At 72.2% G+C, this 24,695-nt stretch carries 24 protein-coding genes; 17 read left to right on the top strand and 7 right to left on the bottom strand.

Annotated features, from left to right (window positions below; genetic code table 11):
- Positions 1-104 precede the first annotated feature (104 nt).
- The 4 genes from ACO4JP_RS12525 (at position 105) to ACO4JP_RS12510 (ending at position 6,851) form a co-directional block, all read left to right on the top strand.
- A complete protein-coding gene (locus ACO4JP_RS12525; RefSeq protein ID WP_425954148.1) occupies positions 105-1,787 on the top strand; it encodes a CTP synthase in 1,683 nt (560 codons plus the stop codon).
- Positions 1,784-2,422, top strand: coding sequence for an NUDIX domain-containing protein (locus tag ACO4JP_RS12520; protein ID WP_425954146.1), 639 nt, complete (start codon positions 1,784-1,786; stop codon positions 2,420-2,422). Before ACO4JP_RS12525 ends, ACO4JP_RS12520 begins: the two co-directional genes overlap by 4 nt.
- Before the next feature lie 98 nt (positions 2,423-2,520).
- Positions 2,521-3,462 (top strand): GNAT family N-acetyltransferase, encoded by a 942-nt coding sequence (locus ACO4JP_RS12515; RefSeq protein WP_425954144.1) that lies wholly within the window; start codon positions 2,521-2,523, stop codon positions 3,460-3,462.
- A 71-nt stretch (positions 3,463-3,533) separates the two neighbouring features.
- Positions 3,534-6,851 carry an AfsR/SARP family transcriptional regulator gene (locus ACO4JP_RS12510; RefSeq protein ID WP_425954142.1) on the top strand — a complete coding sequence of 1,106 codons (3,318 nt, stop codon included), beginning with the start codon at positions 3,534-3,536 and terminating at the stop codon, positions 6,849-6,851.
- Between the two features lie 75 nt (positions 6,852-6,926).
- Here the strand turns inward: ACO4JP_RS12510 and ACO4JP_RS12505 are convergent, their stop codons facing one another.
- Genes ACO4JP_RS12505 through ACO4JP_RS12495 form a run of 3 tightly spaced genes read right to left on the bottom strand, consistent with a single transcriptional unit; the run spans position 6,927 to position 10,302 of the window.
- Positions 6,927-7,739, bottom strand: a complete 813-nt coding sequence (locus ACO4JP_RS12505; RefSeq protein ID WP_425954140.1) for an ABC transporter permease — start codon at positions 7,737-7,739, stop codon at positions 6,927-6,929.
- Complete coding sequence (locus ACO4JP_RS12500; RefSeq protein WP_425954138.1) at positions 7,736-8,737, bottom strand: ATP-binding cassette domain-containing protein; 1,002 nt, start codon at positions 8,735-8,737, stop codon at positions 7,736-7,738. The genes ACO4JP_RS12505 and ACO4JP_RS12500 overlap by 4 nt, the downstream gene beginning before the upstream one ends.
- A 29-nt stretch (positions 8,738-8,766) precedes the next feature.
- On the bottom strand, positions 8,767-10,302 hold the full coding sequence (locus ACO4JP_RS12495) for an MFS transporter (RefSeq protein ID WP_425954136.1): 1,536 nt from the start codon (positions 10,300-10,302) through the stop codon (positions 8,767-8,769).
- 125 nt (positions 10,303-10,427) lie between these two features.
- Here ACO4JP_RS12495 and ACO4JP_RS12490 point away from each other — a divergent pair, with 125 nt between their 5' ends.
- A complete protein-coding gene (locus ACO4JP_RS12490; RefSeq protein WP_425954134.1) occupies positions 10,428-11,000 on the top strand; it encodes a TetR/AcrR family transcriptional regulator in 573 nt (190 codons plus the stop codon).
- 86 nt (positions 11,001-11,086) lie between these two features.
- Complete coding sequence (locus ACO4JP_RS12485) at positions 11,087-11,461, top strand: VOC family protein (protein WP_425957107.1); 375 nt, start codon at positions 11,087-11,089, stop codon at positions 11,459-11,461.
- A gap of 24 nt (positions 11,462-11,485) precedes the next feature.
- On the opposite strand, the gene ACO4JP_RS12480 is transcribed toward ACO4JP_RS12485, so the two are convergent.
- From ACO4JP_RS12480 to ACO4JP_RS12470, 3 genes are all read right to left on the bottom strand, one after another.
- A complete protein-coding gene (locus ACO4JP_RS12480) occupies positions 11,486-12,421 on the bottom strand; it encodes a COX15/CtaA family protein (RefSeq protein WP_425954132.1) in 936 nt (311 codons plus the stop codon).
- Positions 12,422-12,494: 73 nt separating this feature from the next.
- Positions 12,495-13,265 carry an ABC transporter permease gene (locus tag ACO4JP_RS12475; RefSeq protein ID WP_425954130.1) on the bottom strand — a complete coding sequence of 257 codons (771 nt, stop codon included), beginning with the start codon at positions 13,263-13,265 and terminating at the stop codon, positions 12,495-12,497.
- The gene (locus ACO4JP_RS12470) at positions 13,262-14,233 is read right to left on the bottom strand and encodes an ABC transporter ATP-binding protein (protein WP_425954128.1); all 972 of its coding nucleotides are present in this window, start codon (positions 14,231-14,233) and stop codon (positions 13,262-13,264) included. The genes ACO4JP_RS12475 and ACO4JP_RS12470 overlap by 4 nt, the downstream gene beginning before the upstream one ends.
- Positions 14,234-14,392: 159 nt before the next feature.
- Between ACO4JP_RS12470 and ACO4JP_RS12465 the strand changes: the two genes are divergently transcribed.
- The 10 genes from ACO4JP_RS12465 to ACO4JP_RS12420 all read left to right on the top strand — a co-directional run bounded on the left by ACO4JP_RS12465 (position 14,393) and on the right by ACO4JP_RS12420 (position 22,932).
- Positions 14,393-15,142, top strand: coding sequence for a helix-turn-helix transcriptional regulator (locus ACO4JP_RS12465; RefSeq protein WP_425954126.1), 750 nt, complete (start codon positions 14,393-14,395; stop codon positions 15,140-15,142).
- On the top strand, positions 15,139-16,566 hold the full coding sequence (gene sufB, locus ACO4JP_RS12460; protein WP_425954124.1) for a Fe-S cluster assembly protein SufB: 1,428 nt from the start codon (positions 15,139-15,141) through the stop codon (positions 16,564-16,566). The genes ACO4JP_RS12465 and sufB overlap by 4 nt, the downstream gene beginning before the upstream one ends.
- A gap of 1 nt (position 16,567) precedes the next feature.
- Entirely contained in the window at positions 16,568-17,776 is a 1,209-nt protein-coding gene (sufD, locus tag ACO4JP_RS12455; RefSeq protein ID WP_425954122.1) for a Fe-S cluster assembly protein SufD, read from the top strand.
- Positions 17,776-18,117, top strand: a complete 342-nt coding sequence (locus tag ACO4JP_RS12450; protein WP_425954120.1) for a non-heme iron oxygenase ferredoxin subunit — start codon at positions 17,776-17,778, stop codon at positions 18,115-18,117. Before sufD ends, ACO4JP_RS12450 begins: the two co-directional genes overlap by 1 nt.
- 24 nt (positions 18,118-18,141) lie before the next feature.
- Positions 18,142-18,909 carry a Fe-S cluster assembly ATPase SufC gene (sufC, locus tag ACO4JP_RS12445; protein WP_425954118.1) on the top strand — a complete coding sequence of 256 codons (768 nt, stop codon included), beginning with the start codon at positions 18,142-18,144 and terminating at the stop codon, positions 18,907-18,909.
- A gap of 14 nt (positions 18,910-18,923) precedes the next feature.
- Positions 18,924-20,228: a cysteine desulfurase gene (locus ACO4JP_RS12440; RefSeq protein ID WP_425954116.1), complete on the top strand. Its 1,305-nt coding sequence runs from the start codon at positions 18,924-18,926 to the stop codon at positions 20,226-20,228.
- A gap of 10 nt (positions 20,229-20,238) precedes the next feature.
- Positions 20,239-20,721, top strand: coding sequence for a Fe-S cluster assembly sulfur transfer protein SufU (sufU, locus tag ACO4JP_RS12435; protein ID WP_425954114.1), 483 nt, complete (start codon positions 20,239-20,241; stop codon positions 20,719-20,721).
- Between the two features lie 13 nt (positions 20,722-20,734).
- Complete coding sequence (locus ACO4JP_RS12430) at positions 20,735-21,070, top strand: metal-sulfur cluster assembly factor (RefSeq protein ID WP_425954112.1); 336 nt, start codon at positions 20,735-20,737, stop codon at positions 21,068-21,070.
- Between the two features lie 740 nt (positions 21,071-21,810).
- A complete protein-coding gene (locus ACO4JP_RS12425) occupies positions 21,811-22,536 on the top strand; it encodes an acetamidase/formamidase family protein (protein WP_425954110.1) in 726 nt (241 codons plus the stop codon).
- Between the two features lie 15 nt (positions 22,537-22,551).
- Positions 22,552-22,932: a hypothetical protein gene (locus tag ACO4JP_RS12420; RefSeq protein ID WP_425954108.1), complete on the top strand. Its 381-nt coding sequence runs from the start codon at positions 22,552-22,554 to the stop codon at positions 22,930-22,932.
- Between the two features lie 110 nt (positions 22,933-23,042).
- Here ACO4JP_RS12420 and ACO4JP_RS12415 read toward each other — a convergent pair whose 3' ends face one another.
- Positions 23,043-23,417 carry a hypothetical protein gene (locus ACO4JP_RS12415; protein ID WP_425954106.1) on the bottom strand — a complete coding sequence of 125 codons (375 nt, stop codon included), beginning with the start codon at positions 23,415-23,417 and terminating at the stop codon, positions 23,043-23,045.
- Positions 23,418-23,527: 110 nt separating this feature from the next.
- Here ACO4JP_RS12415 and ACO4JP_RS12410 point away from each other — a divergent pair.
- Positions 23,528-24,330 (top strand): IS5 family transposase gene (locus ACO4JP_RS12410; RefSeq protein WP_425957106.1). Its coding sequence is split into 2 segments (ribosomal slippage): positions 23,528-23,864 and positions 23,864-24,330, totalling 804 coding nucleotides; the frame shifts between segments, so codons are not numbered across the junction.
- The last annotated feature ends 365 nt before the right edge of the window (positions 24,331-24,695 follow it).

The raw sequence follows: 24,695 nt of genomic DNA, 5'->3' as shown, positions 1-24,695 counted from the left end.
CGCGAGAGACAGGTGGCGACATGCACCGTCGAACCGCGCCACGTGCCGTGTCCCACACCGCGTAGACCGGGCGCCCTGGAAGGCGTCGGATAGGATGGAGTTCCGTGGCAGACCACCTCAACCGACAGCAGACCCGCCTCTCCGGCCGCTCGGGTGCCACGCACACGACGCGCCACATCTTCGTGACGGGCGGTGTGGTCTCCTCTCTCGGCAAGGGTCTGACCGCGTCCTCGCTCGGCCGCCTGCTCCGTTCTCGGGGCCTTCGCGTGACCATGCAGAAGCTCGACCCGTACCTCAACGTGGACCCGGGCACCATGAACCCGTTCCAGCACGGCGAGGTGTTCGTCACCGAGGACGGCGCCGAGACCGACCTCGACATCGGCCACTACGAGCGCTTCCTCGACGTCGAGCTCCCGGCGTCGTCGAACGTCACGACCGGCCAGATCTACTCGCGCGTGATCGCCAAGGAGCGCCGCGGCGAGTACCTGGGCGACACGGTCCAGGTCATCCCGCACATCACCGACGAGATCAAGTCGCGCATGCGGGACCAGGCGAGCGACGACGTCGACGTCATCATCACGGAGATCGGTGGCACCGTCGGCGACATCGAGTCGCTCCCGTTCCTCGAGGCAGCGCGCCAGGTGCGCCACGAGCTGGGCCGCGACGACTGCTTCTTCCTGCACGTGTCGCTCGTGCCGTACATCGGCCCGTCGGGCGAGCTCAAGACCAAGCCGACGCAGCACTCGGTGGCCGCGCTGCGCAGCATCGGTATCCAGCCCGACGCGATCGTGCTGCGCTCCGACCGCCCGGTGCCCGACTCCATCAAGCGCAAGATCGCGCTCATGTGCGACGTCGACAACGAGGCCGTCGTCAACGCGGCGGACGCGCCGAGCATCTACGACATCCCGCGCGTGCTGCACAGCGAGGGGCTGGACGCGTTCGTGGTGCGCCGTCTCGACCTGCCGTTCCACGACGTCGAGTGGGCCGGCTGGAACACCCTGCTCGAGCGCGTGCACGAGCCGGAGCACAACGTCGAGGTCGCGCTGGTCGGCAAGTACATCGACCTGCCCGACGCGTACCTGTCCGTGACCGAGGCGCTGCGCGCCGGCGGGTTCGCCAACGACGCCAAGGTGTCGATCCGGTGGGTCGCGGCGGACGACTGCCAGACCCCGGAGGGCGCGCAGGCGTCGCTCGAGGGTGCCGACGCCATCCTGGTGCCCGGCGGCTTCGGCGTGCGCGGCATCGACGGCAAGATCGGCGCGCTGCGCTGGGCGCGGGAGAACCTCGTGCCGACGCTCGGCATCTGCCTCGGCCTCCAGTCGATGGTTATCGAGTACGCCCGCAACGTCCTCGGCTACGCCGACGCCTCGTCGACGGAGTTCGACCCGGAGTCGGCGCACCCCGTCATCGCGACCATGGCCGAGCAGCTCGCCTTCGTCGACGGCAAGGGCGACCTGGGCGGCACGATGCGCCTCGGCGGGTACGACGCCACGCTCGCCTCGGGCTCCCAGGTCGCGAAGGCCTATGGCACCGAGCAGGTCTCGGAGCGGCACCGTCACCGCTACGAGGTGAACAACGCCTACCGCGAGCAGCTCGAGTCCGCGGGCCTGCGCATCTCGGGCACGTCCCCGGACTCGACGCTCGTCGAGTTCGTCGAGCTGCCGGCCGAGGCGCACCCGTACTACGTCTCGACGCAGGCGCACCCTGAGTTCAAGTCGCGCCCGACGGCGGCGCACCCGCTGTTCTCGGGACTGATCGCCGCGGCGCTCGAGCGGCAGAGCGCGTGAGCGGACGCCTCAGCGACGCCGTCGCGCCGCGGCCCTCGTCGCGGCGCGACGGCACGTTCACAGGCCGCATCTTCGACGTCGTGCGTGAGGACGTCGACCTCGGCGACGCCGGGACGGTGCTCCGCGAGTACGTCGACCACCCCGGGGCGGTCGCGATCGTCGCGCTCGACGCCGACGGCAACGTCGCCCTCGTCGACCAGTACCGCCACCCCGTGCGGTCGGTGCTGTGGGAGATCCCGGCAGGCCTGCTCGACGTCGAGGGGGAGGACGCGCAGCGCGCGGCCGCCCGCGAGCTCGCCGAGGAGGCCGACCTGCGCGCGGAGCGCTGGGACGTGCTCGCGGACTTCCTCACCTCGCCCGGTGGTAGCAACGAGGCTCTCCGCGTGTTCCTCGCGCGTGAGCTGACGCCCGTCCCCGAGGCGGAGCGGCACGTGCGCACCGACGAGGAGGCGGCCATGCAGGTGCGCTGGGCGCCCCTCGACGACGTCGTCGCTGCCGTGCTGGACGGCTCGCTGCACAACCCGTCGACTGTCGTGGGCGCGCTGGCCGCCTTCGCGGCTCGGGCTGGTGGCTGGTCCGCGCTGCGGCCGGCCGACGCGCCCTGGCCGTACCGGCGCGGGGCGCTGCCGCGCTGAGCCGATCGGCGGTTGCGATTCTGATCGGCGACCAGCGCTTCTGATCGCGAAGTCCACCCGCCTCGCGCGACGGCCGTGCATGCGCGATGCTTCCGCGCATGCCTGTCCGCCTCGACCTGCCGCCCGGGCTCGGCCAGCGCCCCTTGGCGCTGCCCGACGCCGCCGCGGTGGCCGCGGTCATGGCGGCCGGTGAGCTCGCCGACACCGGCGAGGTCGTCATCGAGGCGGCCGACATCGTGGCCGACTGGTCGCGCCCGTCGTTCGACGTCGGCGCCTCCACCGTCGGCGTCATCGGGCAGGCCGACCGGTCGCTGGTCGCCTACGCCGAGGTGACGTCGGGGGACCGGGCGTCCCTCGCGGTGCACCCCGACTACCGAGGGCGGGGGCTCGAGGCCGAGCTCGCGCGCTGGCTGCGCGAGCGAGCGGGTGAGGCAGGCTCCGCCGTCGTGGGACTGCCGGTGCCCGAGGGCTCCCTGCTCGACGGGCAGCTGGCCGCGCTCGGCTGGGAGGTCCGCTGGGCCAGCTGGGTGCTGGCCCTCCCCGCGGACGCCGAGATCCCGCCGCGCACCCCGCCCGCCGGCTACGCGGTGCGGGCCGCGCGGCCCGACGAGCACGAGGACTGCTGGCAGGTGATCGAGGACGCGTTCCTCGAGTGGTCGGTGCGGGAGCGGCGACCGTTCGCCGACTGGTCCGCCGCGGTGACCGGGCGGCCCGGGTTCGAGCCGTGGCAGCTGCGCGTGGCCACCGACCCGGCCGGCGCCGTCGTCGCCGCGTGCGTGCTGGTGATGGCGACGCCGGACGGCGTCCCCGAGGGCTACGTCGACATGGTGGCGACCCGCCGCGACCATCGTCACCGCGGACTCGCGCAGGCGCTGCTCGCGGACGCGTTCGCCGTCGCACGAGCCCACGGCGCGGCGCGGTCGACCCTCTCGACCGACTCGCGCACCGGCGCGCTCGGGCTCTACCGGCGGCTGGGCATGGAGGTCATCTCCACCTGGGTGAACCGGTGCGCGCCGACCCTGCGGGCGGCGGGCGGGTAGGAGCCCTGCGCGCACCACGACAGCGCCCGACAATCAGCGTCGGCGCAGGCTGCGCCGGTTAAGGTTGCCGAATGCCGCACCCCCCGAGCGAGCCCGGCGTCGGCGTCCTCGGGCCCGTGACCGTCGCGGGACCGGACGGCGAGCCGCGCGCACCCCGCAGCGAGCGCGCGTCGGCGCTGCTGGTCGCGCTCGCGCTGGCGGGCAGCCGCGCCGTCCCCGTGACGTCGCTGGTCGACGACCTGTGGACCGACGGCGTCCCGGCCGACCCGCGGGCGGCCCTGCAGTCGCTCGTGTCGCGGCTGCGGGCGACGGCCGGTGCGACCGTCGTCGTCAGCCGTCCCGGCGGGTACGTGCTCGGGGTGCCCAGCGACCTCGCGCTCGCCGAGCGCGGGCTCGCGGCCGCCCGCGCCGCCCTTGCCCGGGGAGAGGCGGCCGACGCGGCCGCGGCGTCGGCCACGGCTCTGGCCCGCTGGCGAGGGGAACCGGGCGGCGGGCTCGGACCGACCTTCGACGGGCTCTCGCGCACGCTCGCGACCGCTGCGGACCGCCTGCGTGACGACCTCGTCTCGGTGCGGCGGCAGGCCGCGGCAGCGCTCGGCGACCACGAGACCGTCGTCGCGCTCGCCACGGACGCGTTCGAGGCGGACCCAACCGACGAGGTCGCCGCGCGCGACCTCATCACCGCCCTCGCCGCGACCGGGCGGTCCGCCGACGCCGCCCGGGCGTTCACGCGGCTGCGGCACGCGCTCGTCACCGAGCTGGGCACCGACCCGTCGCCCGAGCTCGAGGCGCTCGTGCGCGGGCTCGAGTCGCTGCCGCCTGCCACCCCGACCTCGACCGGCACCGACCGCCGAGCCGCGCGCGGCCTCCGGCCGGCGGCCCAGCCCCTCCTCGGTCGCGACGACGACATCACCGCCGTCCTCAAGGCGCTCGACGAGCAGCGGCTGGTGACGATCCTCGGCGCGGGCGGGCTCGGCAAGACGCGACTGGCGCTGGAGGTCGCGCGTCGCGTGCTCGACGACGTCCCCGCCGGCGAGCCGCACCAGGTGGTCGTGGCCGAGCTCGCCGGCGTGCGCACCGACGACGACGTCGTGCTGGCGCTCGCGGACGCGCTCGGGATCGCTGCCGCGCCGTCGGCCCGCCTGTCCGAGCGGATCCTCGCGGGCGACGTGCGCGAGCAGCTCCTCGAGCGGGTGCGTTCCACGCCCACGCTGCTGGTGCTCGACAACTGCGAGCACGTCGTGGCGGGCGCCGCTGCCTGGACCGCCGAGCTGCTCGCCGCGGCGCCCGGGCTGCGCGTGCTCACCACGAGCCGCGCGCCGCTCGAGCTCGCGGAGGAGCAGGTCTACGCGCCCGCACCCCTCGAGGCGGACGGGGCGGGCGCCGAGCTGTTCCGGCGCCGCGCCACTGCGGCACGCCCCGGCGTGCGCCTGCCCGCCGACGTCGTCGTGCGCCTCGTGGAACGGCTCGACGGCCTGCCGCTCGCCATCGAGCTGGCCGCGGCACGCGTGCGGACGCTGAGCGTCGAGGAGATCGAGGCGCACCTGGACGAGCGGTTCGCGCTGCTGCGCGGCGGCGACCGGTCCGCGCCCGAGCGGCAGCGGACGCTCGAGGCAGTCATCGACTGGAGCTGGAACCTCCTCGAGCCCGCGCAGCGCGAGCTGTGGCGGCGCGTCGCCGTGCTGCCGGACGGGTTCACCGCGCACGCCTCGGCCGTGGTGGGACGGCTCGACCCGTCCGCGCGGCCGCTCGACGTGCTCGACGACCTGGACGCGCTCGTCAGCCAGTCCATCGTCAGCGCCGTCGACGTACCCGGCGGCACCCGCTACCGCATGCTCGAGACCGTCCGGGAGCTCGGGATCGTCCGCCTCGACGCGGCCGGTGAGGAGGCTCCGGTGCGCTCGGCCCTCTGGGCGTGGGCTGTGGACGTCGCGGACCGCTGCGTCTCGGCACTGCTAGGCCCCGGCCAGGTCGACGCCCTCCGGGAGCTCGAGCGCGAGCAGGAGAACCTGCTGTTCGCCCTGCGCACCGCCGCGGTGCCCGACGTCGAGCCCTGGGTTCCAGGGCGTTCCGTGGTGCGCCGCCCCGACGTCGTCGTGCGGCTCTTCATCGCGCTCAGCGGGTCGTGGGCGCTGCACGGCAGCGAGGAGCGGGCCGCGCGCCTCGCGGCGGTCGTCGGCGACGCCGTGACCTGGTGGGCCGTGCCCCGTGCGGACCGCGACCGTGCGGCGCTCGCGATGCTCTTCGGAGCGATGTCGCGCGCGCTCGAGCGCGGGCTCGGCCAGGCGCGGCTGCTCGCGCGCCTGCGCCTCCTGCTGCGCGCGGACGAGGGCGACGCGCAGGGGCAGACGATCGGTTTGCGGACGCGGGTGGTCGTCACCATGTTCCTCGGCAACGCTGCCCGCACTGTCGACGGCATCGACGACGCGGTCGCCGCTCTGAGCACGATCGACGACCCGGTCCTCGCGTTCGCGGCGCAGCTCGCCCTGGCGCAGGGCGCCGAGAACGACGGCCGCCTCGAGGAGTCCGTGCACCTCGCGACCCTTGCGTACGAGGCGGCCGCACCGGTCGGCGACGTGGCGACCCGGACGTTCGCGGCCATGCTCGTGGCGTCGAGCCTCAGCGAGGACGGCCGGTCGCAGGAGGCCGTCGAGTGGTCGGTGCGCGCCCGCGCCGGTCTCGAGACCCTGGGCTCCGAGGCAGCCCAGCGCCTGCTCGACTGGGTCGACCTGACCGCGGCGCTCGATCGCGCCGACTACGCCGAGGCCGAGCGCATCTGTGCCTTCCTGGAGGCCATCGACGACTCCGGGCGCCAGCCGCTCGCGGGGACCGAGCAGCGGGCCGTCGCCGAGGCGGGTCGCGCCGAGATCGCGCTCGCGCGCGGTGATGCCGAGGAGGTGTTCGCCCGGTATCGGGGAGCCGCAGAAGCGGTTCGCGAGGAGACCGGGCCCTCGGCGCCCTGGGCCATCATGGTGGGCGCCGCGGGCAGCGTCCGCCTGGCGCAGGCCGGCCGCGCCGCAGAGGCGCTCGAGACCGCCCGCGACGCCGCGCGCCGCGCGATCCAGTTCATGCACGTGTGGATCGCACGAAGCGTCGACCGCCCGGTGCTCGGGACGGCGTGCGTCGGACTCGGTGTGGCGCTCGCTGTGGCGGACACCGACCATGGCCGCGCCGACGCCGTCCACTGCGGGCTCGAGCTGCTCTGCCTGGGCGACGCGCTCGGCGCCCGCCAGGACCTGCAGGCGCTGCGTCGCGCCCCGCTGTTCGCCGCCGCGGAGAAGCGGCACGGAGCAGCGGCGCTGGCTGCGGCCCGCGAGCGGGTCGCAGCGCTCGACCGCGCAGACCACCCGTCCCGCGCGTTCGAGCTGCTGGCCGGCGCGACCGGCTGAGCTCGACACAGAGGTCTGGTCTCGGCAGCACGTGCTGCCAGGACCAGAGCTCTGTGCCGATCCCCGCCGCCGTCGTCAGGCCTTGCGCATGTAGCTGCGCACCGCGAGCGGTGCGAAGATCGCCACCACGATGACCGCGCCCAGGAGAGCCACGAGCACGTCCCCGGTGGCGCCGGCACCCGTGGTGAGCGAGCGCACGGCGGTGACGACGTGGGTCACCGGGTTGACGGCGACGAACGACTTGAGCCCGTCCGGGAGCGACGACGCCGGGACGTAGGCGTTCGACACGAACGTCAGCGGGAACAGCACGAGGAACGAGATGCCCTGGACCGACGAGGCGCTCCGGAGGATGACACCGAGGAACGCGAAGACCCAGCTGATCGCCCAGGCGCAGAGGATCACGAGCAGCCCGGCGGCGACCGTGCCGGCGAACGACGCCGGACGCCAGCCCATGATGTAGCCCATCACCAGCGTGAGGGTCGTGGCGATCACGTACCGCAGCATGTCGGCGATCAGCGCGCCGGAGAGCGGGGCGATCCGAGCGATGGGCAGCGAGCGGAACCGGTCGAACACGCCCTTGTCCATGTCCTCGCGCAGCTGCGTGCCGGTCACGGCGGACGTCGTGATGACGGTCTGCACGAGGATGCCCGGGATGAGGATCGGCAGGTACGCGTGCACGTCCCCCGCGATCGCACCGCCGAACAGGTAGGCGAACATCAGGGTGAAGAGGATGGGCTGCACGGTGACGTCGATGAGCTGCTCGGGGGTGCGGCGCACCTTGAGCAGGCCGCGCCAGGCCATCGTGAGCGACTGCTGGACGGTCGTGGCCAGCGTGATCGGGCGGGCCGCGTGCGCGCCCGGGGCGGTGGGGAGGGCGACGGCGGTCATGCGAGCACCTTCTCTGCGTTCGGGGTGGCCTCGGCCTGCTCGGCGGCGTCGTCCGACGTCGCGGCGTGGCCGGTCAGGGTGAGGAAGACCTCGTCGAGCGTGGGCTTGGCGAGGTTGAGCTCGCGCACCTCGATGTCCGCGTCGCGCAGGCGCAGGAGCACGGTGGACACGGCCGCGGCGTCGGCGAGCGGCACCGTCAGGCGGACGGACTCGCTGAGCGGTGTGGGCGTGGGCTCCTGGCCGACGACGGCGGCGACGAGGCCGCGGGCGCGGTCGGCGTCCTCGCGCGCGACGGCGACCTGGAGGGCCTGGTGGCCGACGGACCGCTTGAGGTCGTCGGCGGTGCCCTCGGCCACGACGTGTCCGCGGTCGATGACGGCGATGCGGTCGGCGAGCTGGTCGGCCTCGTCGAGGTACTGCGTGGTGAGCAGGACGGTGGAGCCGCCCGCCACGAGCCGGCGGATCGTGTCCCACATCTGGATGCGGGTCCGCGGGTCGAGGCCCGTGGTGGGCTCGTCGAGGAAGATCAGCGGCGGCTGCGCGATGAGGCTGGCCGCCAGGTCCAGGCGGCGGCGCATGCCGCCGCTGAACGCCTTGAGGGGCTTGCGCGCCGCCTCGGTGAGGGCGAACTCCTCGAGCAGCTCGGCGGACTTCGCCTTGGCTGCGCGGCTCGACAGGCCGAGGAGGCGCCCGAAGATCACGAGGTTCTCGGTGGCGGACAGGTTCTCGTCGACGGACGCGTACTGGCCGGTCACGCCGATGAGGGAGCGGACGGTCTGCGCGTCGCGGACGACGTCGTGCCCGAAGACGCGGGCGTGGCCGCCGTCGGGCCGCAGGAGCGTGGCGAGCATGCGGATCGTGGTGGTCTTGCCGGCGCCGTTGGGGCCGAGGACGCCGTAGACCGAGCCGGTCGCCACCGTCAGGTCCACGCCGTCGACGGCGCGGTTCTCGCCGAAGACCTTGACGAGGCCCTCGGCCTCGATCGCTGGAGTGTTCATGCCGATGAGGCTGCGCTCGGTCGCTGTCATCACGCTGTCACGGCCCTGTCAGCGGCTGGCGCAGTGCTGTCGGCGGGCTGCACGGCGGTGCGGCGCGGCAGGGTGACGGCCGCGACCACGGCGACGAGCGAGATGGCGGCCGTGACCCAGAACAGCGTCGACGAGCCAGCGGCGACCGCCTCCCGCACCGCCTGCTGCGCGGCTTCGGGGAGCGCCGCGACACCGGCGGGCGTCAGCGTCGCGGCGTCGACGCCCGCCGGGAGCTGGTTCCCGACGGCGTGCGCGAACACCGAGCCGAGTGCCCCGGTGCCCGCTGCGGCCCCGAGCATCCGCACGAACCCAGCGGTGCCGGTCGCCGCGCCGACCACCGACGCCGGAGCGGCGTTCTGAACCAAGACCGTCGGCGACATGAACATCGCGCCCAGACCGAGCCCCGCGACGACCTGGTACGCGCCGGTCTGCCAACCGGGCGTTGTCGCGCTCATCGTCGCGAGCAGCACGCAGGCGCCGGCGAGAATCACCGTGCCCGCGATGATCGCTGCGCGGATGCGCACCGTCGTCGTCGTCCAGCGGCCCAGGACGGCTGCCGTGGCGATCGCGGGGAGCAGCAGGGGGACGAGCAGCAGGCCGCTGTTGGCGGCGGAGCGGCCCTGGACGAGCTCGAGGTATGCGGGGAGGTAGTTCGTCATGGACATGAGGACGACGCCCATCGCGACCGCGAGGACGACGAGCGCCAGCACGACGGTCCGGCTGCGGAACAGGTCGAGCGGAAGCACGGGGTGCGTGGCACGGCGCTCGGCGGCGACCAGCGCGGCGAGCGCCGCGACGGCGACGACGACCGCCGTCAGCACCTGCGGCGAGCTCCAGGCGTATTCGTTGCCGCCCCACGTCACCGCCAGCACGATCGCCGATGCCGTGACGGTCGAGGCGACGAGCCCGCGCACATCGACCCGGCCGCCGACGGACTGCACCGGCAGGCGCAGGAAGGCGACCACCCCGCCGAGCGCCACGGCGATGAGCGGCAGGTTGAGCAGGAACACCCAACGCCAGCCGAGGTTGTCGGTGACCAGACCGCCGGCCCAGGGGCCCAGCAGCATCGTGACGGGCGCGATGGCGCCGACGATGCCCTGGTACTGCGCGCGCCGCTCGGGCGGGGCGACGTCGGCAACCGCCGCGATCAGGGTGGTGAAGGTCATGCCGGCACCGAGGCCCTGCACGGCACGGGCGGCGATGAGGAAGCCCATCGACGGAGCGATGCCAGAGAGCAGTGAGCCTGTACCGAAGACGAGGAGCGCGCTGATGAGCAGTGCGCGGCGGCCGAACAGGTCGCCGAGGCGCCCCGAGACGAGCGTGCCGACGGCCATCGCGAGCAGATAGGCCGTCGCGATCCAGGCCAGCTGGGCGAAACCGCCCAGCTCACCAGCGATGGTGGGGAGCGCCGTCGCGGCGACGAGGGCGTCGAGCTGGACGGGCACGAGCGCGACGGCGAGCGAGACGATGCAGAGGACGAGGCGACGGCCGCGCAGCGCTGGTGCTGCGATGGCCACGGGTGCGGACTGGCTCATGACAACCTCACTTACTTGTCGACCGGCTAGGAACCACTCGATGCTGCATCCGTTTCTAGCCGGGCGTCAAGTAAGTTAGTGAAGTCGCAGGTGGTTATGCTGGCGGCCACGAGGGAAGGAGCGTCATGCCACGGGACGGCAGCGCGACCCGCGAACGGATCCTCACGGCAGCGATGACGCGGTTCGTGGAGCAGGGCTACGACAAGACGTCGCTGCGCGAGATCGCCGATGACGTCGGGGTCACCAAGGCGGCGCTGTACTACCACTTCCGCACCAAGGAGGACATCGTGCGCAGCGCGATGGCCGGAATCCTGGATCAGGTGCACGCGTTCGGAGCGTGGGCGGCGGCCCGCCCGCGCACTCCGAAGGGCGATGAGGAGCTGGTGGACCGCCTCATCGCCTTCGCGGACGGCGAGGCCGGGCAGGCGATGCGCTTCGTCCAGGCCAACCCGACGGCGATGGCGGCCGCCCAGCACGACGCCACGGTGGCCCAGCTCATCGACGTCGTGAGCGCCATCACCGGCGAGGGCGCCTCGGCCGAGGCCGGTCTGCGCGCGGTCCTCACCTACGCCGCTGTCATGATCACCCTCGTGGGCGACGGGGAGAGCCCGCTTCCGTTCCCCGGAGACCCGGCGGAGCGCCGGGCGGCGGCTCGCAAGGTGGCCCTGGAGCTGGTCGCCGGGATCCGCCGGGGCTGAGCGCCTGTCGGTGGCCAGTGGTCCACTGAGCCTGCGAGCGCACTCAGGCGCCGCCCCGAGCGAGGGAGACTGCCATGCCGCTGCAGATGGACGTCAAGATCGAGCTCATCCACGTGCCCGTCACCGATGTGGACCGGGCCAAGGAGTTCTACGAAAGCACGTGTGGCTTCCACGTCGACTACGACCACACCCCGATGCCGGGGATCCGGTTCGTGCAGGTCACACCTCCGGGCTCGGCCTGCTCCATCGCCTTCGGCCAGGGCCTGGGCGGCACGCTCACGCCGGGGACGCTCGACGTCATCCAGGCGGTGATCCCCGACGCCGACGCCGCGCTCGAGCAGCTGCGCGCGGCCGGGGTGGACGCGAAGGGTGTCGACGAGCAGGACTGGGGCCGGTTCGTCACGTTCACGGACCCGGACGGGAACCGCTGGACGCTCCAGCAGCTGCCGCCGCGCCCCTGACCGTCGCCCTCGAGCGGGGCCGGCTCAGGCGCGCGTGCGCAGGTGCAGCACGGCGTTCGCCGTCGCCCAGATCAGCAGGGCCGCGCCCAGCATGTGCAGGCCGACCATCCAGGCGGGCAGGCCTGTGAAGTACTGCGTGTACCCGATCGCGCCCTGGATCAGCGTGACGACGGCGAGCACCCAGGCGGCGCGGCGGGCCGCCGCGACCTGCGGTGTCGCCGTCGTGCGGGAGAGGAGGACGAGCAGCACGGCGAGCGTGAGCACGAACAGCCACACCGAGCCGGAGTGCGACTTGGTGACGAGGAGGGGGTCCATCGCGAAGCGGTAGCCCACGGTCTTGTCGCCCGAGTGCGGTCCCGAGCCGGTGACGAGCACCCCCAGCGTGACCACCGGGACGAGCAGCAGCCCGAGCACCCACCCGGCCGCGCGCACGCGCGGGCCCGCGAGCGGGACCGGATCGCCGTCGCCCTCGCCCTGCCGGTGCAGCAGGTACGCCGAGAACCACACCAGAGCGGCCGAGATGCCCATGTGAAGGGACACCCAGCGCGGGTCGAGCTCGAGCAGCACGACGACGCCGCCGATGACGGCCTGCGCGAGCACGCCGGCGAGCGGCACGATGCCGAGCGTGCGGTAGGCGCGCGAGCGGGAGCGGTCGGGCCAGACGAGGACCAGCACGAGGATCCCGATGATCGTCAGGGCGCCGGTGACGGTCCGGTTTCCGAACTCGATGAACGAGTGGTACGTCGTCGCCGGGTGGTAGGCGGGAGTGAAGCTGCCGGGCGTGCACATCGGCCACTGCGAGCAGCCCAGACCCGAGTCGGTCAGGCGCACCGCGCCCCCCGTGAGGATGATCGCGACCTGCCCGATGACGTTGGCGAGGAGCACCCCGCGCGTGAAGCGGCGGAAGGGCGCCAGGCGGTCACGCCGCAGCGTCGGGTCGTTCACGAGGGTCTCGGCCACGATGCTCACGCTAGTCCCCGACGGCGGCGGGTCCGGCCGGGGGCCGGGCTGCGCGGGTGTGAGATTCGACCCGTCACTGCCAGCGGAACAGCCGCGCGGCGCTCCACCCGAACGCCACCGTCCAGGCGAGCAGCACGACGATCGAGGCCACCGGCACGCCGCCGCCCAGCAGGGCGCCGCGCATCGCCTCGCCGAGCGCGCCCGAGGGCAGCAGCGCGGCGATGTGCGCGAGCGGGCCCGCCAGCCGGTCCGGCGGCACGAGCACGCCGCCGGCCACGATGAGCAGTACGAGCACGAGGTTCGCGACGGCCAGCACGCCCTCGGCCCGCAGCGTGCCCGCGAGGAGCAGCGCGAGCGCGGTGAACGCGGCGGTGCCGAGCAGGCCCGCGCCGATGGCGGCCGGGATGCCCGCGGCGTGCGGGTGCCAGCCGAGCGCGAGCGCGACGACGGTGATGAGGACCACCTGCACCACCTCAACGGCCAGCACCCCGAGCACCTTGCCCGCGAGCAGGCCGCCCCGGCCCAGGGGAGTGGTGGCCAGGAGCCGCAGCACGCCGTTGCGCCGGTCGAACGCGGTGGCGATCGCCTGCGACGTGAACGCCGTCGACATCACCGCGACCGCGATGACGCCCGGCGTGGCGAAGTCGAGGCGCGTGGCGCCGCCGGTGTCGAGCTCGAAGATCGAGGTGCGCACGAGGCCCACGAGCAGGAACAGCGGCAGCGCGATGGTGACGAGCAGCTGCTCGCCGTTGCGCAGGATCGTGCGCGTCTCGAATGCGGCCTGCGCGGCGACGCGACGCCAGGCAGGCGCCGGGGCCGACGGTGCGACGGACGGTGTGGTCACCGCAGGTGCCTCCCGGTCAGGTCGAGGAACACGTCCTCGAGGGTGCGACGCCCCACGGTCAGCGAAGTGACGAGGACGCCGCGCTCGGCGAGCCAGCCGGTCAGCGCGGCGACGGATCGGGCGTCGGCGGGGCCGGTGGCGACGTACGAGCCGGGGCGGGGCTCGCCGAGCGTCCAGCGGGCCGCGCCGCCCAGTGCGTCCCCGAGCCCGGTCAGGTCGAGCCCGGCGGGCGCCGCGAACCGCACGGACGTCTCGCCGTCGGCCGCCGCGTCCCCGGCGAGGAGCTCGGGCACCGTGCCCGACGCGATGACCTTGCCGTGGTCGACGACGTGGACGACGTCGGCGAGCGACTCGGCCTCGTCCATGAGGTGTGTGGTGAGCACGACAGCGACGCCGTCCGCACGTAGCTCGCTCACGAGCTCCCACACCGCGCGGCGGGACTGCGGGTCCATGCCGGCGCTGGGCTCGTCGAGGAACACGAGCTCGGGCCGCCCGACGACGGCGCACGCGAGCGCGAGCCGCTGCCGCTGGCCGCCCGAGAGGCGCCGCACGGCGGTGCGGGCGAAGGACCCGATGCCCAGCCGTTCGACCAGCTCGGCGACGTCGCGTGGGCTCGCGTACATGGCGGCGACGTGCTTGAGCACCTCGAGCGCGCGGGCGCCGCTCGGCAGGCCGCCGTCCTGCAGCATCACCCCGACCCGGGGGCGCAGCGCGGCGGCGTCGGAGCGGGGGTCGAGGCCCAGCACGCGGACCGTGCCCGCGTCGGGCGTGCGCAGGCCCTCGCAGGACTCGATGGTGGTGGTCTTGCCGGCCCCGTTGGGGCCGAGGACGGCGGTGACCTCGCCGAAGCGGGCGGTCAGCGTGAGGCCGTCAACGACGGCGCGGCCGCCGTAGCGCTTGACGAGCCCGTCCACGGCCAGGGCGGCGCCGTCGGGCACGCTCGTGGCGGGCGCGGAGGGGTTGGGCACGCCCGGATCGTACGTGCCGCACCTGGGAGGACGTCCGCGTGGTGAGGTAAACCTTGCTTGACACGCGGGATTACGCAACAGGTATGTTGCCTATATCGCGCGAACAGCGAACCGCTGGCGTGCGATGAACCCGACGGACCGCGAGAGGGGGGGACGACTGTGACCACGCACGCCGACGTCGTGCCTCCGCAGATCGCGGAGGCCGAGTCCTCCGAGCTCACCACCCGCCGCCGCGTCCTCGAGCTCGTCGCGAGCGACGGCCCCGTCACCGCCGCCGACCTGGCCGTATGCCTCGGCCTCACGTCGGCGGGCGTGCGCCGCCACCTCGCCCAGCTCGAGGAGGACGGCACGATCACCGTGCACGCCGCCCCCGGCATCGCGCCCGTGCGGCGTGGCCGCCCCGCGCGTTCCTACGTCGTCACCTCGGGCGGTCAGTCCGAGCTGCACGACGCCTACTCCGAGGTCGCCGTCCAGGCGCTGCGGCACCTGCGCGCGGCGGGTGGCGAGGCCGCCGTCGTGAGCTTCGCAGCACAGCGGTACGACGACGTCGTCGAGCGCCTCGCACCGCGCATCAACGCCACGGACCCCACCGAGCGGGCCGGGCAGCTCGCGGACGCGCTCTCCGACGAGGGCTTCGCCGCCTCGGTGCGGCCCGTCGCGGCCGCGACGCTCGTGCCGATCGCGCAGCTGTGCCAGGGCCACTGTCCGGTGCAGCACGTCGCCGAGGAGTTCCCGGAGCTGTGCGAGGCGGAAGCCCGTGCCTTCGCCGAGCTGCTCGGCACGCACGTCCAGCGACTGGCCACCATCGCGGGCGGCGCGCACGCCTGCGTCACGAACCTCCCCTTGGGCATCGCCCAGAACGCCACTCTGGGCGTCACCCAGAACGCCACCGCGGAAGGAACACGATGACTGCACCCACGGAGCAGCGCACCGACGAGGAGATCATTGCCTCGATCGGCTCGTACGAGTACGGCTGGCACGACTCCGACCTCGCCGGCGCCACCGCGCAGCGCGGTCTGTCCGAGGACGTCGTGCGCAACATCTCGGCGCTCAAGCACGAGCCCGAGTGGATGCTGAACCAGCGCCTCAAGGCTCTGCGCCTGTTCGGCAAGAAGCCCATGCCGAGCTGGGGCGCCGACCTCTCCGGCATCGACTTCGACCACATCAAGTACTTCGTGCGCTCCACGGAGAAGCAGGCCACCAGCTGGGAGGAGCTGCCCGAGGACATCAAGGCGACGTACGACCGCCTGGGCATCCCCGAGGCCGAGAAGCAGCGCCTGGTGGCGGGCGTCGCGGCCCAGTACGAGTCCGAGGTCGTCTACCACCAGATCCGCGAGGACCTGGAGGCGCAGGGCGTCATCTTCGTCGACACGGACACGGGCCTGCGCGAGTACCCGGAGCTGTTCCAAGAGTACTTCGGCACGGTCATCCCCAACGGTGACAACAAGTTCGCCGCGCTGAACTCGGCCGTGTGGTCGGGCGGCTCGTTCGTCTACGTGCCGCCGGGCATCCATGTCGAGATCCCGCTGCAGGCCTACTTCCGCATCAACACGGAGAACATGGGCCAGTTCGAGCGGACGCTGATCATCGCGGACGAGGGCTCGTACGTGCACTACGTCGAGGGCTGCACCGCGCCGGTCTACAGCTCGGACTCGCTGCACTCCGCGGTCGTCGAGATCATCGTCAAGAAGAACGCCCGCGTGCGGTACACGACCATCCAGAACTGGTCGAACAACGTGTACAACCTCGTGACCAAGCGGGCCACGGCGGCCGAGGGCGCCACCATGGAGTGGGTCGACGGCAACATCGGCTCCAAGGTGACGATGAAGTACCCGGCGATCTACCTGATGGGCGAGCACGCCCGCGGCGAGACGCTGTCGATCGCCTTCGCGGGCGAGGGCCAGCACCAGGACGCCGGCTCGAAGATGGTGCACGCGGCGCCGCACACGTCGTCCTCGATCATCTCGAAGTCCGTGGCGCGCGGCGGTGGCCGCACCTCGTACCGCGGGCTCGTGCAGATCCTCGAGGGCGCCGCGCACTCCGCCAGCAACGTGCTGTGCGACGCGCTGCTCGTCGACCAGATCTCGCGGTCGGACACCTACCCGTACGTCGACGTCCGCGAGGACGACGTGTCGATGGGCCACGAGGCCACGGTGTCCCGCGTCAGCGAGGACCAGCTGTTCTACCTGATGTCCCGGGGCATGGTGGAGACCGAGGCCATGGCCATGATCGTGCGCGGGTTCGTCGAGCCCATCGCGCGCGAGCTGCCCATGGAGTACGCGCTCGAGCTCAACCGCCTCATCGAGCTGCAGATGGAAGGGTCCGTCGGCTGACATGACCAGCACCACCGAGATGACCACCGACCACTCGCGAGCGAAGGCCGATGGCGCGCACAGCCACGGCGTCGTGCCCGTCGGGTCCCGCGCCGAGCGGCTCACCTCCTTCGACCTCGCGGACATCCCCGTCCCGACGGGCCGCGAGGAGGAGTGGCGCTTCAGCCCTGTCGCCCGCCTGCAGCCGCTGTTCGCGGCCGAGCTCGGGGACTCCGGCGTGACCGTGACGGTCACGCCCGCCCCCGAGGTCAAGGTCGAGACCGTCGGCCGCGACGACTCGCGCCTCGGCACGACGGGCAAGCCCGGCGACCGCACCGCCGTCACCGCGTGGAATGCGTTCGCGCAGTCCACCGTCGTGACGATCCCGGCCGAGGCCGTGGCTTCCGAGGTGACGGCCGTGCGCATCGAGGGCGTCTCCACCGACGCCACTGCCGCGCACCTGCTCATCCACGCCGAGCGGTTCAGCCAGGCCGTCGTCGTCGTCGACCACGTCGGCGACGCGCTGCTCAACGAGACCGTCGAGATCGTCGTCGACGAGGGCGCGCACCTGACCGTCGTCTCCGTCCAGGACTGGGCCGACGGCGCCGTGCACGCCTCCTCGCACCGCTCCACGGTCGGCCGTGACGGGCGCCTCAAGCACGTCGTCGTGACCTTCGGCGGCGACGTCGTCCGCATCACCCCGGACGCGTCGTTCACCGGTGAGGGCGCCGAGGTCGAGATGGTCGGCCTGTATTTTGCCGACACCGACCAGCACCAGGAGCACCGCCTCTTCGTGGACCACGGGCAGCCCCGCTGCAAGAGCCGTGTCACCTACAAGGGCGCCCTTCAGGGCGCCTGCGCGCACACCGTGTGGGTGGGCGACGTGCTTATCCAGCACCACGCCGCGGGCACCGACACCTACGAGCTCAACCGCAACCTCGTGCTCAGCGACGGTGCGCGCGCCGACTCCGTGCCGAACCTCGAGATCGAGACCGGCGAGATCGCGGGTGCGGGCCACGCCTCGGCGACCGGCCGGTTCGACGACGAGCAGCTCTTCTACCTCATGGCCCGCGGCATCCACGAGGCCGACGCGCGTCGCCTGGTGGTGCGCGGCTTCTTCGCCGAGCTCATCGAGCAGATCGGCGTGCCGGCCGTGCAGGACCGCCTGCTCGCGTCCATCGAGGCCGAGCTCGAGAAGTCGATGGCCGTCATCACCGGGCAGCCCGCCTGATGGTTGCCCAGTACGCCTGCGCCACCGCCGACCTGGCGCCCGAGGAGGCCATGCTCGTCGAGCTCGACGGCGTGGACGGCTCCATGGTGCCTGTCGCCGTCATCCGTACCGGCGACGGCGAGTACCACGCCATCAGCGACATCTGCTCGCACGGCCAGGTCTCGCTGTCCGACGGCGAGGTGGAGGGCTGCCTCGTCGAGTGCTGGCTGCACGGCTCGCAGTTCGACGTCCGCACCGGCAAGCCCGTGCAACTGCCCGCGATCAAGCCCGTCCCCGTGTACCCGGTGACGATCGACGGCGAGAACGTCCTGGTCGACGTCGACGCCCCCGTCGCCCTGTGATTTCGAAGAACCTGGAGTAGAGATATGGCCACCCTGGAGATCCGCGACCTCCACGTCTCCGTCGAGACGAAGGAGGGCGCCAAGCCGATCCTGCGCGGCGTCGACCTGACCATCAACAGCGGCGAGACCCACGCCATCATGGGCCCCAACGGCTCCGGCAAGTCCACGCTCGCCTCGGCGCTCGCGGGCCACCCGAAGTACAAGGTGACCTCGGGCACCGCGACGCTCGACGGCGCGGACCTGCTCGCCATGACCGTCGACGAGCGCGCCCGCGCCGGCCTCTTCCTCGCGATGCAGTACCCGGTCGAGGTGCCCGGCGTCTCGGTCGCGAACTTCCTGCGCACCGCGAAGACCGCCATCTCGGGCGAGGCCCCCAAGCTCCGCACCTGGGGCAAGGAGGTCAAGGGCGCGATGGAGAACCTGCGCATCGACCCGGCCTTCGCCGAGCGTTCGGTCAACGAGGGCTTCTCGGGCGGCGAGAAGAAGCGTCACGAGATCCTGCAGCTCGAGCTGTTCAAGCCGCGCTTCGCGATCCTCGACGAGACCGACTCGGGCCTCGACGTCGACGCGCTCCGCGTCGTGTCCGAGGGCGTGAACCGGGCGCACGAGTCGACCGACGTCGGCGTCCTGCTCATCACGCACTACACGCGCATCCTGCGCTACATCAAGCCCGACTTCGTGCACGTGTTCGTCGACGGACGCATCGCCGAGGAGGGCGGCCCCGAGCTGGCCGAGCGCCTCGAGAACGAGGGCTACGACCGGTACGTGGGCACCGGCGCCACGATGGCCTGAGCTGAGGAACTGACATGACTGCCACCGACACCGTGCGCCCGGGCGCCGCCGGCACGCCCGTCGACTGGGCCGCCGTCCGCGCGGACTTCCCGCTGCTCGGGCGCACGGTGCGGGGCGGTCGCCCTCTCGTCTACCTCGACTCGGCGGCCACCTCGCAGAAGCCGAACGTGGTGCTCGAGGCCGAGGTCGACTTCTACGAGCAGCGCAACGCCGCCGTGCACCGCGGCGCGCACCAGCTCGCCGAAGAGGCCACCGAGGCATTCGAAGACGCGCGGTCCGCCGTCGCGTCCTTCGTGGGCGCCGACGACGACGAGATCGTCTGGACCTCGGGCGCGACGGCGGCGATCAACCTCGTCGCGTACGCGTTCTCGAACAGCTCTCTGGGGCGGGGGGCTCCGGCGTCGGAGCGCTTCGTGCTGAAGCCCGGCGACGAGATCGTCGTCACCGAGGCCGAGCACCACGCGAACCTCGTGCCGTGGCAGGAGCTGTGCGCCCGGACCGGGGCGGTGCTGCGGTGGTTCCCGGTGGGGGAGGACGGGCGTCTCGACCTGTCGGACGTCGACTCCGTCATCACTTCGCGGACCCGGGTTGTCGCGTTCGGGCATGTCTCGAACGTGACGGGGGCCGTGGCGCCGGTGTCTGAGCTGGTGGCAGCGGCGCGGCGGGTCGGTGCGTACACCGTGCTCGACGCGTGCCAGTCCGTGCCGCACCTGCGGGTGGACCTGCACGCGCTCGGCGTCGACTACGCCGCGTTCAGCGGGCACAAGATGCTCGGTCCCACCGGCGTCGGCGCCCTGTACGGGCGGCGCGAGCTGCTCGAGGCCATGCCCCCCGTGACCACGGGCGGGTCGATGGTCGAGGTCGTCACCATGGCGGCGACCACCTACGCGCCGCCGCCCCAGCGGTTCGAGGCCGGCACGCAGATGGTCGCCCAGGCCGTCGGTATGGGTGTCGCCGCGCAGTGGCTCGGCGAGCTCGGCATGTCCGCCGTCGCGGAGCATGAGCGGGCTCTCGCCGGGGAGCTGCTTCGCATCGCCGAGATCCCTGGGGTCCGGGTCATTGGGCCGCTCGAGGCGGTCGACCGGCTCGCCGTGGTGAGCTTCGTCGTCGACGGGGTGCACGCGCACGACGTCGGTCAGGTGCTCGACGACCGGGGCATCGCCGTCAGGGTCGGGCATCACTGCGCGCAGCCGTTGCACCGCCGGTTCGGCATCGCGGCGACGGCGCGTGCGTCGGCGTCGGTCTACACGACTCTCGACGAGGTCGTGGCTTTCCGGGAAGCGCTGGCGGGTGTCCGCGCGTTCTTCGGAGAAGAGTGAACGGAGAGGTATGAGCTCGCTTGAGCAGATGTACCAGCAGGTGATCCTCGACCACGCCAAGCGCCCGCATGGTCGCGGCCTCGTGGACGCGCCGGCGGGCGCGGCCGCGGGGGAGTCGCATCAGGTCAACCCCACGTGCGGCGACGAGGTGACGCTTCGCGTCGCCGTCGCGCCGGGAGCCGACGGCGTCCCGGTGGTCACCGGCGTCTCGTGGGAGGGACAGGGATGCTCCATCTCGCAGGCGTCGACCTCTGTGATGACCGAGCTGGTCACCGGGCGGCCGCTCGCCGAGGTCTCTCGGCTGGACGGCTTGTTCCACGACCTGATGGCCTCGCGGGGCAAGGGGCTCACCTCCGAGGAGGAGGAAGACCTGCTCGGCGACGCGACGGCCTTCACGGGGACCTCGCAGTTCCCCGCCCGCATCAAGTGCGCGCTGCTCGGCTGGGCCGCGCTCAAGGACTCGCTTGCGCGCAGTGGCGCGCTGGCCGGCTGAAGGAGGACCTCTTATGACGGACGACGTGCTGTCGGCCGGTGCAACCACCGTGGCCGATGTCGAGGAGGCGCTCCGCGACGTCATCGACCCCGAGCTGGGGATCAACGTGGTGGATCTTGGGCTCGTTTATGGCGTGCAGATCGATCAGAACAATGTTGCGACCATTGACATGACTCTCACGTCCGCGGCTTGCCCGCTCACCGATGTGATCGAGGATCAGTCGGCTACCGCGCTTGAAGGGCTGGTTGCTGATTTTCGGGTGAACTGGGTTTGGATGCCGCCGTGGGGGCCCGAGAAGATCACGGACGAGGGGCGCGAGCAGCTGCGGATGTTGGGGTTCAACGTCTAGTAAATCGGGGCAGTTAGGGTCGGTCGTCTGACCGGCCAAGACTGCCGTTCACCTGCGGCGGGGCCGAGCCGAGCGACTCGGCCCCATCGAACCGGGCAGCAGTCCGTGGTCGAGGCCGCCGGCATTGTGCGGCCGCTGGTCCGCGCCACCGACGACTTCGCGGTGCCCAGGCTGTGACGCACGTGGTCGACGGCGAACCCATCAGCACGACGACAGCGCGGTACGCGGTCGAGTGGACGCCGACGGCATCGCGGCCTCCGTCACCACCCTCCGCACGGGTGGGGTGGCGGAGGTCGCCGTCGTGAGGGGCGCCGGGGCAGGGTCCGAGCCGCCGCGGCGTCGGGTCCCACGTGGCGCGGGCGACCACGGACCGGCGGCCGGGAGCCCATTGGTGGTCGGTTCGTTCGCTGCGCGTAACACGGCGGACACTTCCTGCACGACGGACCCTCCTACGTTGCGAGCTGCAGCGCCCGCACCTGCGGGCGGAAGACCTCGTCCGAAGGAGACTCTTGTGACTCTCGACGGTGAACACGCCGCATCCCTCATCGAGCATGGCGTCGGACGACGCGATCTGCTTCGTGCTGCCGCGGTGCTCGGCGCCGGCTCCCTGGCGACCGGCCTGACCGCCGGCCCTGCGGCCGCGACGCCGAAGCCCGCCTGCTCGGGCGTCGCCGGGCGCGTTCGGTGGGGTGCTGCAGCCGGGCAAGGGCAGGATCCCGGGCCACCACTACCTGTCTTCCGTGACCGACGACGTGCTGTGGGGCTACGTGCCGACCGTCCACGCCACCCCGGTGACGTCGATCCGGTCGGGCGAGACGATCACCATCGACGCGCTGTCGCACGAGGGCATCCTGGAGGACCAAGGCCGTGACCCGATCGGCTTCTTCGCGGGCCACGGCGTCAAGCGCGGCGAGGTGCTGGCCGACGCGATCGACGTCGCGGCCAGCTACGACCGCACGGTCCGCAGGTTCGACGTCGACGGGCCGCACGTCATCACCGGACCGGTCGCCGTGGCCGGGGCGCAACCGGGCGACGTGCTGAAGATCGAGACGCTCGACCTGCAGCTGCGCGTCCCGTACGGCGTGGTTTCCAGCCGCCACGGCAAGGGTGCCCTGGCCATGACCGCCTCAGGGGCGCTGGCCGGGATCGCGCTCGACGAGGTCATGCCCCCGCGCGAGACCGACGGGCGCTCGACCGGCATCCCGACCGACTACGGAAACGTCTCGGTCTTCACCGCGGTGCAGGGCAACAGCGGCGTCATGCAGGACGGCCGCCGGTCCCTGCGGTTCCCGCTCAACCCGTTCTTCGGCACCATGGGCGTCGCGTTCTCCGAGGCGACCGGGCTAGCCGACCCGACCGCGAACTCGATCCCGCCGACCCTCGGCGGTGGCAACGTCGACATCCGCCATCTCGGCGTCGGCTCGGCCTTCTACCTGCCGGTCAAGACGGATGGTGCCCTGTTCTAGGTCGGCGACCCGCACATGGCGATGGGTGACGGAGAGGTGGCCCTGACGGCGATGGAGGGGAGCCTGCGCGGCACGTTCCGGCTTACCGTGTGCAAGCCGGGCGACGGCATGGCCCCGAGCGTGGCCTACCGCTACCCGTTCGCGGAGACCGAAGACTCGTGGATCCCGATCGGGCTCTCCGACCCGGACGCGGGGGTCGGAGGCCAGGTCAGCGACCTGAACGTCGCGATGCGTCGCGCAGTCGTCAACGCACTCGACTTCCTGCAGCACGACGAGGGCCTCAGCCGTGCGGTGGCGTACGCGTACCTCTCCGCGGCGAGCAACTTCATCGTCTCGCAGGTCGTGGACCGGACGGTCGGTGTGCACGCGCTGATCCGCAAGAGCGACCTTCGCTGAACGGTCCGGGACAGGTGACTGCAGTTCGCCGTCACCTGTCCCAGCCGTCTCGACCGTTTCGTCCACAACTGTCTGCGGACACCGATCGAAATTTCCGCATCCATCGGCGATCAATCTTGCGCCACGGGAATGTTCCAGACAGTCAGGCTCCAGAAGAAGACGCCGCCGTTTATCTGCCTGAGCGTGAACCGGTGGGGGACGTTGGGGTCCGTGGTTTCGGAAAGGTTTGCGATCAGCGGCTGGTTCAGGTGGTGGCCAGGTCGCATCTGAAATTCGCCGAACGAGTGGTCGTCGATCAAGCACTCGACGGCCGCGTAGTAGTCCGGGCCGTAGTACTGGTCGGGGTACGTCTGCGCGTGCGGCAAGAAGAGGTAGTAGCCGCCTTCCGGCGCAGTGAAGTGGCACCAGACTTGACCGGTGAGCGCACTCGGTGGAGTGAGCACGCCAAGGTCATCCGCGCCAGCGAAATACACATAGCAGTTCACTTGTGCGTCGAACAGACTTAGAGGATGTCTCACGTGGTTCACCCTGGTTCGGCGTGTTTGCGCGGTTCGCGATGCTTGGGGCGGCATGATCCGGGGGCGTGAGCGATCCGTTGTCGTTGCGGCTGGTCCCGGACGAGCTGTGGGAGCTTGTCGAACCCGACCTGCCCGCCTTCGAGCCGCGTCCGCAGGGCGGCGGGACAGCGCCGGTGGACGCGCGGGCGGTGTTCACCGCGATCGTGTACGTGCTGACCAGCGGCTGCGCGTGGCGGATGCTGCCGGGCTCGTTCGGGGTCTCGCCGGCCACGGCGCACCGGCGATTTACGGACTGGGCCCGGGCCGGGGTGTTCGCCCGCGTGCAGCGGCGGGTCCTGGACCGGTGTGGGGCGGCTGGGATGGTGGACTGGAGCTCGGTGATCCTGGACGCCGCGAGCGTCCGGGCCAAAAGGGGGGCTCGCTGACCGGGCCCAGCCCGGTCGACCGGGGCAAGAAGGGCTCCAAGATCCACGTCATCACCGACGCGAACGGACTGCCGCTGGTCGTCGGCGTCTCGGCGGCCAACCTGCACGACTCCCAAGCGGCCGAGCCGATGGTCCGCGGCATCCCGCCGCTGCGATCCCGGCGCGGCCCGCGCCAGCGCCGGCCGGACAAGCTGCGCGCCGACAAGGGCTACGACTACGACCACCTGCGCACCTTCCTGCGTCAGCGCGGCATCATCCCGAAGATCGCCCGCCGCGGCATCGACTCCTCCGAACGCCTCGGCCGTCACCGCTGGAAGGTCGAACGCACCCTGGCCTGGCTCACCGGCTACCGCCGCCTGACCATCCGCTACGAACGCCACGGCAAGCTCTACGCCGCCTTCGTCGCCCTCGGTGCCACCATCACGGCATTCAAGAAGCTCCAGGCCGCCACGTGAGACAACCTCTTAGCAAGTTGCCAGGGAAATCGGCGTCCCAGACAAACGCGCCGCCCACAGCCGTCCCGCGGGTCTCGCAAACGGTGAAGTAGGCAATCTCACCCCAAACTTCGGGGCTTTCAAGCGCTGGCAGCCGCTCGATCGCGCTCCGCGCACCCTCCGTTTGCTTCAGCGCGTCAAGCGCCTCATGTGGTGTCCTGGACGGACCGCGCACTGGTTCCGGCCGCGGCCGCGTCAGCAACTCCGTCGCGGGCAGCGCATCCACGGGCTCAACCACGAGCCACTCGAAATCAGCCATGTGAACTCCCTCCCGGGAGCCGCCCACCCAGGTCAATCCTCTCACTTACGGCGTCCGTCGGATCGAC

Origin of the sequence: Xylanimonas sp. McL0601 (genome assembly GCF_049852175.1) — a bacterium.
Lineage (GTDB): Bacteria > Actinomycetota > Actinomycetes > Actinomycetales > Cellulomonadaceae > Xylanimonas.
Note: the sequence above shows the minus strand (reverse complement) of the source record. Positions and strands in the feature narration are given on the sequence as shown.

Coding starts and splice junctions, on each gene's coding strand:
- ACO4JP_RS12515 (WP_425954144.1), top strand. CDS start 2,521: ATGCCTGTCCGCCTCGACCTGCCGCCCGGGCTCGGCCAGCGCCCCTTG.
- ACO4JP_RS12510 (WP_425954142.1), top strand. CDS start 3,534: ATGCCGCACCCCCCGAGCGAGCCCGGCGTCGGCGTCCTCGGGCCCGTG.
- ACO4JP_RS12505 (WP_425954140.1), bottom strand. CDS start 7,739: ATGACCGCCGTCGCCCTCCCCACCGCCCCGGGCGCGCACGCGGCCCGC.
- ACO4JP_RS12500 (WP_425954138.1), bottom strand. CDS start 8,737: ATGAACACTCCAGCGATCGAGGCCGAGGGCCTCGTCAAGGTCTTCGGC.
- ACO4JP_RS12495 (WP_425954136.1), bottom strand. CDS start 10,302: ATGAGCCAGTCCGCACCCGTGGCCATCGCAGCACCAGCGCTGCGCGGC.
- ACO4JP_RS12490 (WP_425954134.1), top strand. CDS start 10,428: ATGCCACGGGACGGCAGCGCGACCCGCGAACGGATCCTCACGGCAGCG.
- ACO4JP_RS12485 (WP_425957107.1), top strand. CDS start 11,087: ATGGACGTCAAGATCGAGCTCATCCACGTGCCCGTCACCGATGTGGAC.
- sufB (WP_425954124.1), top strand. CDS start 15,139: ATGACTGCACCCACGGAGCAGCGCACCGACGAGGAGATCATTGCCTCG.
- sufD (WP_425954122.1), top strand. CDS start 16,568: ATGACCAGCACCACCGAGATGACCACCGACCACTCGCGAGCGAAGGCC.
- ACO4JP_RS12450 (WP_425954120.1), top strand. CDS start 17,776: ATGGTTGCCCAGTACGCCTGCGCCACCGCCGACCTGGCGCCCGAGGAG.
- sufC (WP_425954118.1), top strand. CDS start 18,142: ATGGCCACCCTGGAGATCCGCGACCTCCACGTCTCCGTCGAGACGAAG.
- ACO4JP_RS12440 (WP_425954116.1), top strand. CDS start 18,924: ATGACTGCCACCGACACCGTGCGCCCGGGCGCCGCCGGCACGCCCGTC.
- sufU (WP_425954114.1), top strand. CDS start 20,239: ATGAGCTCGCTTGAGCAGATGTACCAGCAGGTGATCCTCGACCACGCC.
- ACO4JP_RS12430 (WP_425954112.1), top strand. CDS start 20,735: ATGACGGACGACGTGCTGTCGGCCGGTGCAACCACCGTGGCCGATGTC.
- ACO4JP_RS12420 (WP_425954108.1), top strand. CDS start 22,552: ATGGCGATGGGTGACGGAGAGGTGGCCCTGACGGCGATGGAGGGGAGC.